The sequence below is a fragment of the Clostridioides sp. ES-S-0054-01 genome (genome assembly GCA_021561035.1).
In the GTDB taxonomy this organism is placed as follows: Bacteria; Bacillota; Clostridia; order Peptostreptococcales; family Peptostreptococcaceae; genus Clostridioides.
Genome location: CP067346.1, coordinates 1,936,794 through 1,953,867 on the forward strand (window position 1 = coordinate 1,936,794; position 17,074 = coordinate 1,953,867).

Below are 17,074 nucleotides of genomic sequence, written 5' to 3' on the forward strand. Positions count from 1 at the left end.
TACTCCTTATAATGTAGCAAATTCTTTCTTCATAAAGACATCTTCTATAAATTTGGTATGATGAGTATCTTCTCTAAACTCCTCACTTGTTACAAGTGCCTTTTGGAATTCTACATTTGTATTAATACCTTCTACAATAATTTCATCTAGAGCTCTATATATTCTATTTATACATTCTTCTCTAGTTTCAGCCCAACATATTAATTTACCTATCATAGAATCATATAAAGGTGGTATAGTATATCCTGCATATACAAAAGTATCAAATCTAACACCAAAACCTCCAGGTAAATTTAATGATTCTATCTTACCTGGTGATGGAGCAAAATTCTTTGATGAATCTTCTGCATTTATTCTACACTCAATAGCATGACCTCTAAAAGTAATATCTTCTTGTTTAAAAGGAATTTCATCCCCATTAGCTATAGATATTTGAAGTTTTATAAGGTCAAGATTTGTTACCATCTCTGTAACTGGATGTTCAACTTGTATTCTTGTATTCATCTCTATAAAATAAAAGTTTTTATCTTTGTCAACTATAAACTCAATAGTACCAGCACCGATATAACCTACACCTTTTACTATATCTACTGCGATTTTATGAAGTTTTTGTCTTTCTTCATCTGAAAGGTATGGACTTAAAGATTCTTCTATTACTTTTTGATTTCTCCTTTGCATAGAACAATCTCTATCACCTAAATGTATTGCATTTGAGTGTTTATCTCCAAATACCTGTACTTCTATATGTCTAGGATTTTCTATAAATTTTTCCATATATAAATCGCTATTAGAAAATGCTGCTAGAGCTTCTGAGCTCGCCATATCAAAACTTGAAAAAAGCTCTTCTTCTTTTCTAACGATTCTCATACCTTTTCCACCGCCTCCGCTTGAGGCTTTTATCATAACAGGATATCCAATTTCTCTTGCAACTTCTAAAGCTTCTTCCTTAGTTTTCAAAACAGATTCTGAACCAGGAACAACAGGGATATTTAACTCCATCATAGTTTCTCTTGCTCTAGATTTATCTCCCATCAAAATCATTTGTTCTCTTGTTGGACCTATAAAAATAATGTTGTTCTCTTCACATTGCTTTGCAAATTCAGGATTCTCTGATAAAAATCCAAAACCTGGATGAATAGCATCACACTTTAATTTAAGAGCAAGATATATTATATTTTCTATATTATTATAGCTCTTGCTTATATTGTTTGGTCCTATGCAAATAGATTCATCAGCTATATATCTATGAAAACAATCTTTATCTATTTCAGAATAGATAGCAACAGTCTTTATACCTAGTTCTTTACACGTTCTGATGATTCTAACTGCTATATCGCCTCTATTTGCAACTAGTATTTTTTTTATCAACTTAAATACCTCCTACTACAATGGTTTTATCTTAAATAAAGGTTGATTATATTCTACTAGTTCTTCATTACCAACTAATACTTCAATTATTTCACCTTTAATTTCACTTGTTATCTCATTCATAAGCTTCATTGCTTCTAATATACATAAAGTATCGCCTTCTTCAACTACATCGCCAACCTTAACAAAGCTATCTGCATCTGGGCTTGGAGAATCATAGAATGTCCCCATCAAAGGAGCTACTACTACCGATAAATTCTCATTAGATTCGACAGGTATATCATTTATAACTGGCTTTTCTAAGGAAAGATCTACTACTGATTCTTGTTGTACACTTAAAACAGGTGAATTTGTAGCTTGAGCTTTTTTAGATACTTCTAATTTTAAATCACTATTTTCAAGTTTTACATATTCTAAGTTAGTTGAGTCTATAACCTTTAATAGTTCCTTAATTTCATTGATGTTCATGTTGTTACCCCCTTGTATTATTACCTGGTGCTAATATTATATCACAAAAAACAAATTTATAAAAGAAAAAGTGCTGACTAGAGAATCAACACATAAATATATATTTTTAATTTTAAATTAACAACCAGTAACTTATATTTGTTTTAATTTTCCATTATTAATATAAATTATAAGTATAAAATGAATAAAATTCAATATTTTTTGCAAAATACAAGAGAATGCAAATTAATATCTCGGGAATTTTTAAGACAAATACCAATATTATGCAATTTAGACTTCGCTTTCTTTCAAATTAGTATCATTTTCTTTATTCTTACATAGTATACACTTTAGTTTATCTATTAAAATATTGCTATATAGGTTAAAAGTTATTAAAATTGCAGGAACTATAAAATAAACTCTAGCGCCTATAAAACCAAAAACTACTGTAGTAAGTATTAATCTTTTATTTAAAGTAAAAAAAGGTATATTAAAAATACTTTTGTCGGATGTTTCTGGAGTATAAGAATATATAACTCCAAATACCAAAGTAAGCATACAAAGTGGAAGTAGTGTATAACTTGAAATTATTCCCAAAAATCCTATACTTTCAAAATATTTGCTAGCACTATTTGTATAAACAAACATGTATCCATTTAAGTAGGCGCATATACATGATATAATGCCAAAAGTTCCTCCTAAGGATTGAGTGTACCAATTAAAAAATTTAGATTCCATATACCTCACCTCCTAAAACTGTATATATAATGATATGCACTTAAATAGTGAAATATATCTTTATATGCTTATGAATAAAATTTTGTTAATTTCATTAATTTATGTTTAAGAAATTTAAAGTATAGTGTAGTATATATTAATGTAGGTAAAGTTTTATAGTGCTTAATTGAGTTATATTATTATAGATTTAGTACAGGCTTAAAAGTTATTTATAGGGTTTTATATTTTTGTTGAGCTGAAAATTTATTATAAATGAAGGGATGTTTTCGCTTTGGTAGATACATTAGAATTTGGTCTTAAAATTTTATTTTTTATATTATCAATAATTTGGATGGGTAAAATAATGATTTTAAGAACTGATAAGCAAATAGTAATCAATCCTTTGCTTATTGGTATATCTGCAGTCCTTGTGATGTTACATACCTCACAGAATAACATTGAATTTTTTGGATTAGATGTCCAGTATATAAGAATAGTTTTGTATATAATATATTCATTGATAATTTTAATAGGAATATGGGCTACTAACAGAAGAAATGGAATTTTTTAGATAATCTATTTTTTTATAGATTTCTATAAGGTTGCTAGTAACAAAGCACTAATATTAGTGTTCTGTTACTAGCAACCTTTATTTTGATTATACACTTAAATTGAAAATAGAATGATTGAATAAGTTTACATATTATTTTACATTGACAGTAATTAGAACTTCTTGAGATGTATTTAAATCATTTTTGTTGCTTAATATAACTTTTACTACTGCTTGACCTGTTTTATTACCTTTAACTATCATATCTTCACATGAAAGTACACTCTTATCACTTACAGACACAATAAAATCTAAATCTTTTGGAAGGTTATCAGTAACTTCCCAGTATTTATAATAACTATCAATTTTCTTCGTAATTATTTTTCTCAAATCAATACTTTCACCTTTTGCTATATCAACATTATGATATTTAGAGTCCAGTTTATACTGATTATCTTTTGTATCAATAAAATTTAAATCGTAATTTACATCTACACCATTATGAGAAAGAGAATTTACTACACCGTCATCAATCAAATAATTATTGGCAAGATTGATTGAATCCATATCTTTTAGACTTAAAGCTTCTCTAGGAACTTCTTTTATATTATTGTTCCAAAAAATAAAATTGTCTACATTTTCAAGATATGATATACCTTTTAAATTCGAAATGCTCTCACCAGTTGCATAAAATTCTCCATCTAAAGCCTTTATATTGCTTATAGTCATCTCATCTGGGTTTATATATCGTTTTACAACTGCTCTTAGATTCGCATCAGGAAAAATATCTTTAAGTTGATTTTCACTTAAAACCTTATCATTTGAATTTATTGGACTTAAAGCTGCTGCAGAAATAATAAATGGTATTAAATTAGCTAAATTCATAGTACCCTCCCACATAAATTTTTTATCATAGTAATTTAATTTCTATGAGAGGGTTCTGTTTCCTTGTTATATATACCTACTTTCGTACACTTTATTAATATAAATTAAAATAAATTTCTACTATTAAACTTATAAACATATTGCTAGTTACGTTTTTTAGCTTCACATCTAAATATTCGCATACCTTGTGACATAAATTTGTCTTCATACTCTGTTGTAACATTATTTTTATACTCACTATTTCCTAAATCAAGAGAAATATTCTTCAATAGCCAATTATTTGCAGCAATTTCATTTAAACTAAACTCGAATAATTTTTCATTATCTGTTTTAAAGTGAATTTCGCCATTATCTTTCAAAACCTTATTGTACATTTCTAAAAATCTAGAATGAGTGAGCCTTCTTTTACTCCATCTATTTTTAGGCCATGGGTCACAGAAATTTATATAAATTCTCGATAATTCTTCAGCTTCAAAGTAATCTAAGATACTACTTACATCTCCCCATAAAAATAGTATATTATTCAAATTAAAGTCATCTGCTTTTTCAACAGCTTTTAAAAGAACTTCTTCCTTAAGTTCCATAGCAATATAATTTATATCAGAATTCTGTTTGGCTAAAGTTGTTATAAACTTACCTTTTCCAGTTCCAAATTCAACGTGTATTGGATTATCATTTCCAAACTTCAAATTCCACTTGCCCTTTAATTTTTCTATATCGTCTCTTAAAACATATTTTGTATAACTTAAAAGTTTTTCATCTGCACCTTTTTTTCGTCTTCTTCTCACAATAGTTCTCCTTACATATAAAAAATTAGTAAAATACATTTTTTATTATACATTATCTCACAAAAAAATAAAAAGAACTCACTTAAAATAGAAATTTATTTCTATAAAGAGAGTTCTTAACTTACTAAAAAGTTAATCTTAGTGGCACCCTGAACAACCAGAGCATCCTCCTCCACCTTGATCTTTCATATTTTCAGGAATAACTCTAAATCCAAATCCTGTATCTTCTATTATTATATCTCCATACTGACTATACTCATCAGAGCTCATTACAAATTGTAATTCTCCAACTTCATAAGTTAAGTCATCTTCTTTTTTCTCATCTAAAGCTAATCCAAAAGAAGGACCTCCACAACCAACACCTGCAAAGTATACTCTTATATTATTAGGTTTATCTTGATTGTCTTTTAAGATACTTTTTAAAGTATCAATAGCTGTTTCTGGTAAAGTAATTTTCATCAAATCATTCCCTTTCAAATATTTTATTAAAACAATATCTATTATATACCCATACAAGGTACATAATCAATTAGTTTTTGCATATTTTACTAAAACTTCTACCTAATATTACCTAAGACTTTAAAATATTTTATATAATATTTTATTACCTTAAATAAATACCCTATCATAAACTTAGTAAACAAATAAAATTATTATTCTAAAAAATATAATAATTTTATTTGTTGTTTTAATATTATAACACATTTGATAATGTCCAATTCATATATGCAAAATTTATATACTTTAAAATATCTAAGAAATTATTCAATAAAAAAATACTATTTTTTAAAAATTATCATTATTGATAAAGCTCTACTATTTATATTTTTTAGTGTATTCATGTATAATAAGTAAAAGCACAACGGTATATACTGTTGTGCTTTTTTGTAATTAATAAACAATATTTTGATCTATAACAATGAAAAATGGCTACTTTCCATAATTGATTTCATCTGACATAAGCAAAAAGGGTGTCCAGCTGGGTCAATCATAACTCTCCAGTCATCAGTAAATTGCTCCTCTGCGATTGTAGCTCCACAATGAATTGCATATTGAACTGCTTCTTCTAAATCATTAACAGCGAAATCCATATGAGCCATTTGCTGTTGAGATTCAGGTTTTTCTGGCCACACAGGCGGTTTATACTCAGAATTTCGTTGAAATGTTATACCAGGATATGTTCCCTGATTTGTTCCTTGAGCACCAACACATGCATATTCTTCATTATAAAATGCTATTTCCCAATTGAGTAACGCTGCATAAAATTTTGCTAATTCATGTGGGTCTTTGCAATCCATCGTAAATGAGTACATTTTGATTTTCAGTTCATCATGCATAACGTAATTACCTCCAAGTATAAATTTCTTCGTCTTTTCATTTTTAAGCTAAATTCAAACATTAAGTATGTAATTTATTTCAAGTATTTTTCTATTATGCCCCAAGCCTTTGTTTTTTGCAATATAAAGAAAAAATTATATATTTTAATATTTTATAATTGTTGAAATTGTGTAATAAATTCAACTGGATACATAGTGCGTTTTGAAATTTCTTCTAAAGCTAAACCTTGTTTTAAAAGCCTCTTTATGACGCTTTCCATACTTTCTGAAATTTCTATAATATTTTTATCAAAATCATAAAACCTAAAAGTTCTTTGACCCCATGGGTATTCTTTTATATAATGTAAAAATTCAATATTTCCTATTCTATTTATCTTACTTTCCCATTGTTTGATATCATTAACCTCAAAATACAACTGAAAGTTATTTGATTGTTGATATATTGGTAAATCATATCCAATTATAGCTTTATAATTACTTTGTAATCCAAATCCATTTTCAAATGATACATGTTCTCCTAAATCTAATGTGATTTTTTGCTCCATAACATCTTCATAAAACTTTTTTGATTTATTTATGTCTTTGACAATTAGCAATACTCCTCCAAATTTCATCTTATCACTATCCTTTCTTTGTTATAAGTATTATAACTTAAAATTTTGCAATTTCACTGTAAAAATCAGACATATTAGCTCGGTATTTTTGAGGAGTTATTCCACAGACAATTTTAAAATCTTTAATAAAATGTGGTATATCATAGAATCCTAATTCATTACATATAGACATCAATGAAGTTTTATTATTGTTTAGAAGTTTTATAGATTTATTAATACGTACCAAACGAGAAAATGACTTCATACTCAACCCTAGGTACTGATTAAAGAGTCTGTTTAAATGCCTAGAACTATAAAATACTTTTTTAGAAATTTCTTGTGAAGATATGTTTCCATAGTTTTGAATAATCAACTGAATTGCCAAAATAAACTCATATGAGTATTCAATTTTAATATTAGAAATCAATAATTCTTCCAACTTTAAAATCAATTTATCTATAGATAAAGATTCATTAAATATTTTTTTAATTTCTAAATCTAATGAAGTATTAATTATAGAAAATGGAACAACTTTATCAATAAGTTCACTTTGCTGTATACCTATAAGCGGGAAAAAACCAGCAGGTTGAAATTCTATAATTAGTATAACATCACATCTATTAGCAATATTTCCTACTGTTTTTGGTTTAGTAGTTGGACCAAATAATAGACTATGTAACCCTGCGGCATCATAAAAAAACACCAAAGTTACACTTCCATGAGGAATAATCGTATAATTATCAGAAATTATTGTTTGATTTGGAAACGATATAGTAAAATTCGATATCCAATTTTTTAATTGCATACAAGGCAAGAGATAAACAAAATTGTCTTCACAAACTATAAGTGACCTATTTTTATTTATAAAATGAATACTTTCTTTTTTTAACATATATTATATCCTGTCCTATCGTGAATATTTATTAAAGGAGTATCTTCATTCAAAATAACAGAACGTTTATCATTAAAAGCTTCTATTACTTGTTTTTTTATCTCAAAATTTGTATAATTGATTCCAAACATAGAGTTATATAGTTTTATATTATCTGTACCCTCTAGTCTTGATAATGTTACACCATTACCAGAAATCTCATTATTCATAACATAAAGAGGTAATATTTTTTTAATTCCATCCATATGTCTAACATCTTCAATAAACTCTTCATTCATCTTTCCATCTGCAAAACCTTGTAATTCTGCGTCACGAAACACATCTGTTATATAAGTTTTAACAAAGTTACCAACAACACTTATTGCAATAACTGCAGAAATACTTATAAATAGTAAAGTGATATTCTGTATTATATTTTTGTTATTTTTCATATTTCTAGCAGCTAATTTACCCTCATTCCCTAAAATATTTTTATAAACAAACTCAAAAACTATAGACATGATATCAGTAATAAGAGGAATCAACACAATAGTAGCTACAATTAATCCCAGTAATGAAAATCCACCAGCTAGATACAATGTATTTTCAGGGGATATTCTTGGAAGTAAAATAGATAAAATAAACATTATACTTCCTATAAAAAGTATAGAACGATTTGAAACATTCTTTTCTTCTACTGTTCCTAGTACAATATTTTTTATCGGCAAATGGCTAGCTTTTTTAACAGGTATATATGCACTAAATGAAGAAACGATTATTGCTACTATAACAGATATAATCACTCCAATGGGTGATATTACTACAATTGATATTCCTTGTTCGAGAGAATTTCCTAACCCATGAAGCATTAAATTTAAAACAACTACACCAATAGGAATAGCAATTAATCCTCCCATACTTCCGTATAATATACTTTCAAGCATCAATATACGAGTTACAGTTTTTTCATTGGCACCAATACTTCTAAATGTTCCAATAAAAGGAAGACGTTCTAATGTAATAACCTTATAACTGCTGTATATGATAAATATACTAAGGGTTAACGCAAAAAAACTTATTAAAAAGAAAGGCATTGTCTTTTGTCTAGCATCTGAAATTATCTTAGTTTCATTTATAGTATTTGATACCATATATTTTTCAGTAGAAAGTTCTTCGGATAATTTATTTACTAGATTTTCTGTAATTTCTTCTTCTGACTCTATAAGAACTCTTGTATATCCACTGCCTTTATTTATAATTTTTGATAGAGTCTCTTTGGGTAGCAGTGCATTTACACCTCTTGTATTCCTCAAAAATACTGTATCATAAGATGCAATATCACTAACTTGAAAAGTATAAGACTTTCCATAAATCTGTAAAGTAATAGAATCACCTTTTTTTATTTTATATTTTGATGTAAAGCGATTTGGAAGAATAATTTTATCACCAGAAAAATCAGTAATACTATCGCCATTTTCTAATCGTGGCTTGTTGATTTTATTTAGTTGACTTAAGTCTGCTGATATAAGACTAAATTCTTCATAGTATCCCCCTTTATTATAAATAGCAGAGCTTTCCAATACACCAACCTTTGATTTTATAGCATTTAAATCAGGTATGTCTTCTAAATTGGTTAATATATCTGGATTTTTACTTTGGACAGATATAGTCGCTGTACCATACATACCTTTTGCCATTTTTCTTTGTGCACTTTTATAAGATAATCCAATTGAGAATGAAACAAAAAGTAAAACTGTTGATAAAACTAGGGACAATAACATAACTGCTGTTCTAATTTTTCGTTCTTTAATATTTGTGAAAATATACTTTAATATAATTTTCAAATTTACACCTTCTTCCCTTATCTAAGATATTTCAATCTAATATTTTTATGCTTTAATCTAAATTAAATCTCTAATAGACTCCTCCATACTTTTATCATTCTATTTATAATATTTTTAATCAAATCACCTCTTAAATAAAAAAGATTGATAAACTACTATATAAATATAATAATCTATCAACCTTAATATATTTTTTATTTGACCTTAATTAACCTTAATTAAATAGGAAAGATGATATAAAATGAGCTACCTAATCCAGGTATACTTTCAACAGATATATTTCCTCCATGAACTTCAATAATTTGCTTCGTTATTGCTAGTCCTAAACCAGTTCCTTCTGTTTTTTGTTTTGTATTGCTTCCTCTATAATAACGATTAAACAAATTTGATGCCTCTTCTCTTGACATACCTTTTCCATTATCAGATATAATGATTTCAATTCTTTCATTTAATGTTATATGCACACAAACTTTAGTATTTTTATCTCCATATGTAAAAGCATTGACAATAAGATTACTAAAAGCTCGTTTTAATAGTGTACAATCAAAATCAAAGTTAATATTATCTATATTACTCTTAAATTCAACTATATTTGATTCATATTCTGGATAATTTAAAATATCAATGGATAATTCTTTCAAGAATCTTACTAAATCATATTTATTTTTATTTAAAGGAATTATTCCATTTTTTAATTGATAGGTTAATTTTAAATCGTTTATAAGTGTATTTGTATATTCTATATTCTTTAACATGATTGAAGCATATTTATATACTTTTTCAGGTGAATAATTAGTACTACTATCTGTAAGAAGCTCTGCATACCCTTTTATTGGTGAAAGTGGAGTTTTTAAAACATGAGTTATATTTGAAATCCACTCTTCTCTCATAATATCAGTTTTATTTTGTATCTCATCACTTCTATGAATTTCTTCATTTAAAATATTTAAACTATTATATATATCAGCAAAAACACCTTTAATATTAACTGGAAGATAGCTTCGTTTTGAAATATCACTAACAGCAGATGTAATATTTGATATGCACTTTGTTACCCAGTAACCATAAGCAATTCCAGAAATCAAAATTATTAAAAATATAATCCCTATGATTGAAAATACAATTGATTTACCACCTATAAATTTACCTCCATCAAAAAACATCTTCACTTTAGATATATTTAATGGAAAATATATAATATAAATATAGTCATTTTTATTATTTTTAATTGTATTAAAGTATACAGTTCCATTACTTGAATTATTTTGGTTAGCTAATGTTAATAATTCAGAATTAGAATAATAATCTTTATGCTCTTTTGGTTCTAAAAACCCATAAACTCTATTTCCACTAGAATCTAAAATTTGCAACCACAATTGATTTTCTCGAAGCTTTTCTAACCCAGACTGTTTTACTTGTGGCTTATTATCTATAAATACGATTTGTTCATTAAAGTTTTCTGTAAATTTTTTCGGCCAGTCACTACGAATAAATTCCCCATTTGGTTTCTGAATAGTAATAAGTGATAAGAAAATACCTATTACTGTCAGGATTAAGCAAATAAAAATCATGAAAAAAATAATGTATGAATGAAATACTGTTTTATAACTAGGTTTATGCATTTAATCAACTCTTTTCTTAAACTTTTATTTTAGTTTGATTGTTGCTTATATAAAATAGACAATAATTATTGATATGTAAAAATTTATTTAAAAATACAACTATCTACATAAATTATATTTATATAATTATATGTTATCAAGCTGTCTGTTGTATTTAATAAATCCTTTTGATAACATATAAAAGTAAGATAAATTTTTCCATTAAATACCTTATAATTATACACAAAATCTCTATATACGTTAAACAGTATAGAGAAAATTTTCATAGAACCATCTTTATAGGGGATACTTTATAAAAGAATAAAAAAATTATAATATATAAAAAACTTCATAGGAGTGTAACAACATCAGTAAAGATATGAAAACACTATATAAAAATTCAAAAATATTAAGAATAATGAAATACTTGAAATTACTTATATCAAGAAATTTTATATAATATAAACTGGGCAAATATGTTATAATATTAAATTGTGACAAGTTCATGGAGGTGTTTATATGAAAAAACAAAAGTCGCCAATTTTACTTGAAATGCTTGGACTATTTTTGGGTTGTATATCAATGAGTATTGGTATAAATATGTTTTTAAAACCACATACAATTGCTCCTGGAGGACTTAGTGGTCTATCATTAGTACTAAACAAGGTTACAGGACTTCCAGTATCAGCTATCATGTTAATTATAGGTGTCCCATTAGTAATACTTGCTTTTAGAATTATGGGTACAAAAAATTCATTAAAAACGTTATTTGGAACAGTCGTGTTTTCTGCTATAGTCCAATTAACAGACCCATTATCAAAGTTAAGATTTACTAATGACTTACTATTGTCTTCTATTGCAGGAGGAATCTTAGTTGGTATAGGTTTAGGAATAATGTTTAAATCAGATGCTTCTACTGGGGGAACAGACTTAATTGCACTCATACTTAGTAAGAAATTCCCAGGAATAAAAGCTACAAAATTCATGTCGTGTTTAGATGGAATGGTTGTTATATCTTCTGGTATAGTAAATCGTAGTTTAGAAACTGCTCTTTACTCTGGTATAGCACTTTGTGTATTAATAAAAATAGCAGATATGATAATGGAAGGATTTGACCATTCAAAAGCATTTTTTATTATCTCTGATGAGCCTGAAAGTTTAAGACAAGCTATAACTGAAGAACTTGATAGAGGTCTTACTATTCTTGATGGTAAAGGTGGATACACTAGAGAAAATAAAGAAGTTCTATTAGTCGTAGTTTCTAAAAAACAAGAACTTTATCTAAAGAGATTAGTTAAAAGAACTGACCCTACTGCATTTGTTATTGTTACAGATGTACATGAAGTTCTTGGAGAAGGATTTAAAAATTTAGAGAACTAATAAAAAATTAATACTTTAAGGATATATACTATTTTAATTAAAATACGATTTATTCAAAAAGAGTGTCTCGCGAACTAAAAAGTTAATGAGACACTCTTTTTTTATAAAATCAAATGTATTTTAGGTATTTCAACAATCAAAAATAGGCTTATCTATATTTTGAGGCGACCATTTGAGGCAACCACTTTATTGAAATTTTATTTAGAAAACAATCATTACTAAATAATTATCATAAATATTAAATGGTTATATCTATTGTTTTTTCAATTCATATTGATAACAAGGAATATTTTTTACAATGTTTCCAGCATGAATTTTTTTGATATATTTTCCTGTGAATTTAAATCCTAATAAATCTAATGATTTTGTAGAATTTTGGTTTTCTTCATAGGTTATTGCAATTATTTTATTTAAGTTTAGTTCTTTAAATCCATACTGTATTACTCTCTTGGTTATCTCAGTAGCAAAATCATGTCCCCAATAGTTTGGATTTATACATATACCTATTTCTGCTTCCAATGCTTTAGGATTTATATTATTAAACCCCATATTTCCAATAACTTTATTATCTCTTTTATATACTATAGCAAAGTGTCCAATTTTTCCTTTTTTATATGGATTTAGAAAAAAGGATTTTATAAATTTTCTTGTATCTTCTAAAGATTTATGCTCACTAAATGGTAAATGTTTTACTACTATTTTATTTTTATAACAGTCAAAAAAATCTTCAACATCATCTAATGATGCAGGTCTTAATATACAATTTCTAGTTTCTAAGGTTTTCATTTGAGGATATTCAGAATCAGACATTTCTAATCCCCCTTTATACATTAATCTAAATACACTGTTCATATTTAAAATACGATATTAATTATATAAATGTTCTCAAATTAACCTTATTTTTATTTTTAATAAAAACTAGTTATTATATGAATCTTTTAAACTTACTAACTTATCTCTATTTTTATATTAATCTACTTGTAAAATATGTATTATAATTTATATATTGCTAGATATCATACTTAAAAATTCTTTTGTTGCTAAGGACAAGGATATATCTTTTAAATGACAGTAACCTATATTTCTCTTAGGTATTGGCTCTTTTATATCCAATTTAAATAATTTTCCGTTTTCCAGATAATCTACGCTAAATTCTTCTATAACACAAGATACACCAAGATTTATATACGCAAATTCTAAAAGTAATTCATGAGAACCCAATTCTATATCTGGGTTTAGTTTTATACCTTTTGATAAAAAATATTCATTTACATAAAATCTTGAATTTGCTTTATTTTCTAGCATTATTAAGGGCAATGTATTTAATTCTTCTAGTGATATTTTTTTATCTTTGTATTCTATGTAATCATTTGCACACACAAATATATCATGTATTTCAATACATTCAACAATATTTAGTGTATCATCTTCTATTGGCATGTTTATAATTGCTATATCTATATTCCCATCTTTGAGTAACGATATAAGTTCTCTACTCGTTCTATTTATTGTAGATACATGTATGTGTGGATACTTCTTATGAAAAATTTCTAAATATTTTAATAAGAAAAAACGTGCAGCTGTATCTCCTACTCCTATTTTTAGAGAACCATATTCTAATTTTTTAAATTTATTTATTCTGTCCTCTCCTGATGCTATTAACTTTAATGCAGTATTGACATGTTCACTTAGAATTTTTCCCTCTGGAGTTAATTTTACACCTTTATTATTTCTATAAAACAACAAAGTATCTAATTGTTCTTCTAATTGTTTTATTGACTGACTTACAGCTGGCTGTGACATAAACAATTCTTTAGCAGCAAGAGAAAAACTCTTATTATTTACAACTGCGTTAAAAACCTTATATAATTCAAGTTTTATATTCATATATAATTACTCCTTATGTCAAATATTAGTATTATTTATTTTACTTATAATCATATTTGAATTATAATATACATGGTACTAATATGACAATATTAATTCTTTAGGAGGATTTTAGATAATGGATAGATTAGTTGGAACTGTTTCAAGAGGGGTTAGAGCTCCTATTATAAGACAAGGGGATGACTTAGTTAAAATAGTTGTTGATTCTGTTTTAAATGCATCAAAAAGTGAAAACTTTGAAGTTAGAGATAAAGATGTAATTGCAGTTACAGAAGCTGTTGTAGCTAGAGCACAGGGAAATTATGCCCATGTTGACAATATTGCAAAAGATATAAAAGATAAATTTGAAGAGGACACTGTTGGTGTTATATTCCCAATTTTAAGTAGAAATCGTTTTGCTATATGTTTAAAAGGGATTGCAAAAGGATGTAGAAAAGTTGTATTAATGTTAAGCTACCCTTCTGATGAAGTTGGAAACCACTTAATAAGCATTGATGAGCTTGATGATAAGGGAATAAATCCTTGGTCAGATGTTTTAACAGAAGAAAAATATAGAGAGCTATTTGGGTATAACAAACACACATTTACTGGTGTAGATTATGTTGATTATTATAAGAATTTAATCAAGGATTGTGGTGCAGAAGTAGAAATAATATTTGCTAATAATCCAAAGACTATTCTCGACTATACAACAAGTATTTTAACTTGTGATATACATACAAGACAAAGAACAAAGAGAATTTTAAGACAAAATGGAGCTAAAAAAGTATATTCACTTGATGATATAATGACAACAAGTGTAGATGGTAGTGGTTATAATGACCAATATGGACTTTTAGGTTCAAACAAAGCTACAGAAGAAACAGTAAAATTATTCCCTATAAATTGTGATGAAGTTGTAAACAAAATCCAAGGTGATATAAAAGAAATCACAGGGAAAAATGTAGAAGTAATGGTTTATGGAGATGGAGCTTTTAAAGACCCTGTAGGAAAAATATGGGAGTTAGCTGACCCAGTAGTATCTCCTGCTTACACAAAAGGGCTAGAGGGAACTCCAAACGAAGTAAAATTAAAATACTTAGCAGATAATGATTTTGCTGACTTATCTGGTGATGAGTTAAAAGAAGCAATTTCAAAATACATAGTTGAAAAAGATAATAAATCTGATGATTTAACAGGAAACATGGTTTCTCAAGGTACTACTCCAAGAAGATTAACAGACCTTATAGGTTCTTTAGCAGATTTAACATCTGGAAGTGGAGATAAGGGGACTCCTATTATTTACATACAAGGATATTTCGATAACTATACAAAATAGTATATTTTAATTAGAGTTAAATTTTTTAGGTTAAATAGATTAACTTGAAAATTTGTTAAAACCTCTTAATAGATACGACTCTTCAAGTTATATCTATTGAGAGGTTTATTTAATGTTCCTAGATAAGATATATTTAGATAATTTAAACAAGATTATTAGAAATTTATATAATTCTAAATCTTACTTATGCCCTAGGATTACTCATTTTGGGAGTATATTTTATAAAACATTTTAATTGATTCTAGGTTATCATTAGTTATAATAGGTATACCACTTTCACTTAAAAATTTAGCTAAAAATTCAATACGCCTAAATTACACTTAAATTGAAAATATAACGTTGTTCCTATATAATTAAATTATACAACAATAGTGTTATATTTTTTAAATATATTTTTACTAGGGGGAATAGAATTGAAAAGGGTTGATGAGAGAAATACTATGTTTGCAAGGGCAAATTATAAAAAGGACAGCAATGCTTACAATGACTATTATAAGAAAAATCCTGACAAAAAAGAAATTGATGATAGTATAAGAAATAGACCAAATTTATGTAGTGAAGGAACAATGACTTACAACGAATTAAACTCTCCAATGGCAAGTAGTGCATTTGATTTTCTATCTGACATCAAATCTTTATGTGAAGGAAAAGTTTCTGATACTAAAGTAGATGTAGATGCAAAGTCAATGGCAAAAAAAATAAAGGGTCTTGCAAAACAATATGGAGCTTCTGTAGTTGGTATAACTAAATTAAGAGACTATCATATTTATACAAATAGGGGTAGACATGAAGAAAATTATGGTGAAGAAGTTAATCTAACTCACAAGTATGCAATTGTATTTGGATGTGAGATGGATAAAGAAATGATAAATAGAGCTCCAATGATATGTGAAGTTATAGAAACATCAAAGTGTTATGTAGATGCATCTATCGTCGGTATGATTTTAAGTTACTATATAAGAAACTTGGGATATGATGCTAGAAATCATATGGATGCTAATTATTTAGTAATGCCTGTTTTTATAGCTCGTGATGCTGGCTTGGGGGATATAGGAAGAAATGCTATACTTACAAATAAAGATTATGGCTCTAGACTTAGATTAGGTGTTGTTACTACAGATATTCCTCTATTAGAAGATGAATATGTTGATTTTGGACTAGAAGATTTTTGTAAGGTATGTAAAAAATGCTCTTTTAACTGCCCTTCTCATTCACTTTCTAATGATATTAAAATTAGTGATGATGGAAAATATAATTGGGTAATTGAACATGAGACATGCTATATTAAATGGAGATATTTAGGTACAGATTGTGGTATGTGTATATCTGCTTGCCCATTTAGCCAAAATCTTGAAACTATAAAAAATACCACTTCTTTTAAGGGTAATAACGAGCTTATTGAAAAAGCTTTAGATGAGTATACTTCAAAATTTGGTAAACGAATATTTATACCTGGAAATCCTTCTTGGTTAAAATAATTTTATTTAA

At 26.9% G+C, this 17,074-nt stretch carries 16 protein-coding genes and 1 pseudogene; 4 read left to right on the forward strand and 13 right to left on the reverse strand.

Annotation, left to right across the window (positions count from 1 at the left end):
- Positions 1 to 6: 6 nt before the first annotated feature.
- The 3 genes from accC to JJC02_09365 form a co-directional block, all read right to left on the reverse strand.
- Positions 7 to 1,368: an acetyl-CoA carboxylase biotin carboxylase subunit gene (gene accC / locus JJC02_09355; GenBank protein UDN56329.1), complete on the reverse strand. Its 1,362-nt coding sequence runs from the start codon at positions 1,366 to 1,368 to the stop codon at positions 7 to 9.
- A 15-nt stretch (positions 1,369 to 1,383) separates the two neighbouring features.
- Entirely contained in the window at positions 1,384 to 1,836 is a 453-nt protein-coding gene (gene accB, locus JJC02_09360; GenBank protein UDN56330.1) for an acetyl-CoA carboxylase biotin carboxyl carrier protein, read from the reverse strand.
- A 270-nt stretch (positions 1,837 to 2,106) separates the two neighbouring features.
- A complete protein-coding gene (locus JJC02_09365) occupies positions 2,107 to 2,553 on the reverse strand; it encodes a hypothetical protein (GenBank protein UDN56331.1) in 447 nt (148 codons plus the stop codon).
- Positions 2,554 to 2,824: 271 nt separating this feature from the next.
- On the opposite strand from JJC02_09365, the gene JJC02_09370 reads away from it, so the two are divergent.
- Complete coding sequence (locus JJC02_09370; GenBank protein ID UDN56332.1) at positions 2,825 to 3,103, forward strand: hypothetical protein; 279 nt, start codon at positions 2,825 to 2,827, stop codon at positions 3,101 to 3,103.
- Positions 3,104 to 3,235: 132 nt separating this feature from the next.
- On the opposite strand, the gene JJC02_09375 is transcribed toward JJC02_09370, so the two are convergent.
- The 8 genes and pseudogenes from JJC02_09375 to JJC02_09410 all read right to left on the reverse strand — a co-directional run bounded on the left by JJC02_09375 (position 3,236) and on the right by JJC02_09410 (position 11,022).
- Positions 3,236 to 3,982: a hypothetical protein gene (locus JJC02_09375; GenBank protein ID UDN56333.1), complete on the reverse strand. Its 747-nt coding sequence runs from the start codon at positions 3,980 to 3,982 to the stop codon at positions 3,236 to 3,238.
- 128 nt (positions 3,983 to 4,110) lie between these two features.
- A complete protein-coding gene (gene trmB / locus JJC02_09380) occupies positions 4,111 to 4,755 on the reverse strand; it encodes a tRNA (guanosine(46)-N7)-methyltransferase TrmB (protein UDN56334.1) in 645 nt (214 codons plus the stop codon).
- Positions 4,756 to 4,893: 138 nt separating this feature from the next.
- Positions 4,894 to 5,214, reverse strand: coding sequence for a Fe-S cluster assembly protein HesB (locus tag JJC02_09385; protein UDN56335.1), 321 nt, complete (start codon positions 5,212 to 5,214; stop codon positions 4,894 to 4,896).
- A 452-nt stretch (positions 5,215 to 5,666) separates the two neighbouring features.
- Entirely contained in the window at positions 5,667 to 6,092 is a 426-nt protein-coding gene (locus JJC02_09390; protein ID UDN56336.1) for a VOC family protein, read from the reverse strand.
- A gap of 152 nt (positions 6,093 to 6,244) precedes the next feature.
- Positions 6,245 to 6,706 carry a glyoxalase/bleomycin resistance/dioxygenase family protein gene (locus JJC02_09395; GenBank protein UDN56337.1) on the reverse strand — a complete coding sequence of 154 codons (462 nt, stop codon included), beginning with the start codon at positions 6,704 to 6,706 and terminating at the stop codon, positions 6,245 to 6,247.
- 37 nt (positions 6,707 to 6,743) lie between these two features.
- Positions 6,744 to 7,577 carry a helix-turn-helix transcriptional regulator gene (locus tag JJC02_09400; GenBank protein UDN56338.1) on the reverse strand — a complete coding sequence of 278 codons (834 nt, stop codon included), beginning with the start codon at positions 7,575 to 7,577 and terminating at the stop codon, positions 6,744 to 6,746.
- Between the two features lie 38 nt (positions 7,578 to 7,615).
- Positions 7,616 to 9,400: pseudogene (locus JJC02_09405) on the reverse strand (FtsX-like permease family protein).
- A 218-nt stretch (positions 9,401 to 9,618) separates the two neighbouring features.
- Positions 9,619 to 11,022, reverse strand: a complete 1,404-nt coding sequence (locus JJC02_09410) for a HAMP domain-containing histidine kinase (protein UDN56339.1) — start codon at positions 11,020 to 11,022, stop codon at positions 9,619 to 9,621.
- Between the two features lie 498 nt (positions 11,023 to 11,520).
- Between JJC02_09410 and JJC02_09415 the strand changes: the two genes are divergently transcribed.
- A complete protein-coding gene (locus JJC02_09415; protein UDN56340.1) occupies positions 11,521 to 12,381 on the forward strand; it encodes a YitT family protein in 861 nt (286 codons plus the stop codon).
- A 252-nt stretch (positions 12,382 to 12,633) separates the two neighbouring features.
- Here JJC02_09415 and JJC02_09420 read toward each other — a convergent pair whose 3' ends face one another.
- A complete protein-coding gene (locus JJC02_09420; GenBank protein UDN56341.1) occupies positions 12,634 to 13,191 on the reverse strand; it encodes a GNAT family N-acetyltransferase in 558 nt (185 codons plus the stop codon).
- 189 nt (positions 13,192 to 13,380) lie between these two features.
- Entirely contained in the window at positions 13,381 to 14,268 is an 888-nt protein-coding gene (locus JJC02_09425) for a LysR family transcriptional regulator (GenBank protein UDN56342.1), read from the reverse strand.
- A 118-nt stretch (positions 14,269 to 14,386) separates the two neighbouring features.
- Here JJC02_09425 and JJC02_09430 point away from each other — a divergent pair, with 118 nt between their 5' ends.
- Both JJC02_09430 and JJC02_09435 read left to right on the forward strand, forming a co-directional pair.
- Entirely contained in the window at positions 14,387 to 15,586 is a 1,200-nt protein-coding gene (locus tag JJC02_09430) for a coenzyme F420-0:L-glutamate ligase (GenBank protein ID UDN56343.1), read from the forward strand.
- A 413-nt stretch (positions 15,587 to 15,999) separates the two neighbouring features.
- Positions 16,000 to 17,064: a 4Fe-4S dicluster domain-containing protein gene (locus tag JJC02_09435; protein UDN56344.1), complete on the forward strand. Its 1,065-nt coding sequence runs from the start codon at positions 16,000 to 16,002 to the stop codon at positions 17,062 to 17,064.
- The last annotated feature ends 10 nt before the right edge of the window (positions 17,065 to 17,074 follow it).

What these genes read in the sequence shown, in the direction of transcription:
- JJC02_09425 (UDN56342.1), bottom strand. Translation starts at nt 14,268, where the DNA reads ATGAATATAAAACTTGAATTATATAAGGTTTTTAACGCAGTTGTAAAT.
- JJC02_09375 (UDN56333.1), bottom strand. Translation starts at nt 3,982, where the DNA reads ATGTGGGAGGGTACTATGAATTTAGCTAATTTAATACCATTTATTATT.
- JJC02_09410 (UDN56339.1), bottom strand. Translation starts at nt 11,022, where the DNA reads ATGCATAAACCTAGTTATAAAACAGTATTTCATTCATACATTATTTTT.
- JJC02_09430 (UDN56343.1), top strand. Translation starts at nt 14,387, where the DNA reads ATGGATAGATTAGTTGGAACTGTTTCAAGAGGGGTTAGAGCTCCTATT.
- JJC02_09390 (UDN56336.1), bottom strand. Translation starts at nt 6,092, where the DNA reads ATGCATGATGAACTGAAAATCAAAATGTACTCATTTACGATGGATTGC.
- JJC02_09395 (UDN56337.1), bottom strand. Translation starts at nt 6,706, where the DNA reads ATGAAATTTGGAGGAGTATTGCTAATTGTCAAAGACATAAATAAATCA.
- accB (UDN56330.1), bottom strand. Translation starts at nt 1,836, where the DNA reads ATGAACATCAATGAAATTAAGGAACTATTAAAGGTTATAGACTCAACT.
- JJC02_09400 (UDN56338.1), bottom strand. Translation starts at nt 7,577, where the DNA reads ATGTTAAAAAAAGAAAGTATTCATTTTATAAATAAAAATAGGTCACTT.
- JJC02_09420 (UDN56341.1), bottom strand. Translation starts at nt 13,191, where the DNA reads ATGTCTGATTCTGAATATCCTCAAATGAAAACCTTAGAAACTAGAAAT.
- JJC02_09415 (UDN56340.1), top strand. Translation starts at nt 11,521, where the DNA reads ATGAAAAAACAAAAGTCGCCAATTTTACTTGAAATGCTTGGACTATTT.
- JJC02_09385 (UDN56335.1), bottom strand. Translation starts at nt 5,214, where the DNA reads ATGAAAATTACTTTACCAGAAACAGCTATTGATACTTTAAAAAGTATC.
- JJC02_09365 (UDN56331.1), bottom strand. Translation starts at nt 2,553, where the DNA reads ATGGAATCTAAATTTTTTAATTGGTACACTCAATCCTTAGGAGGAACT.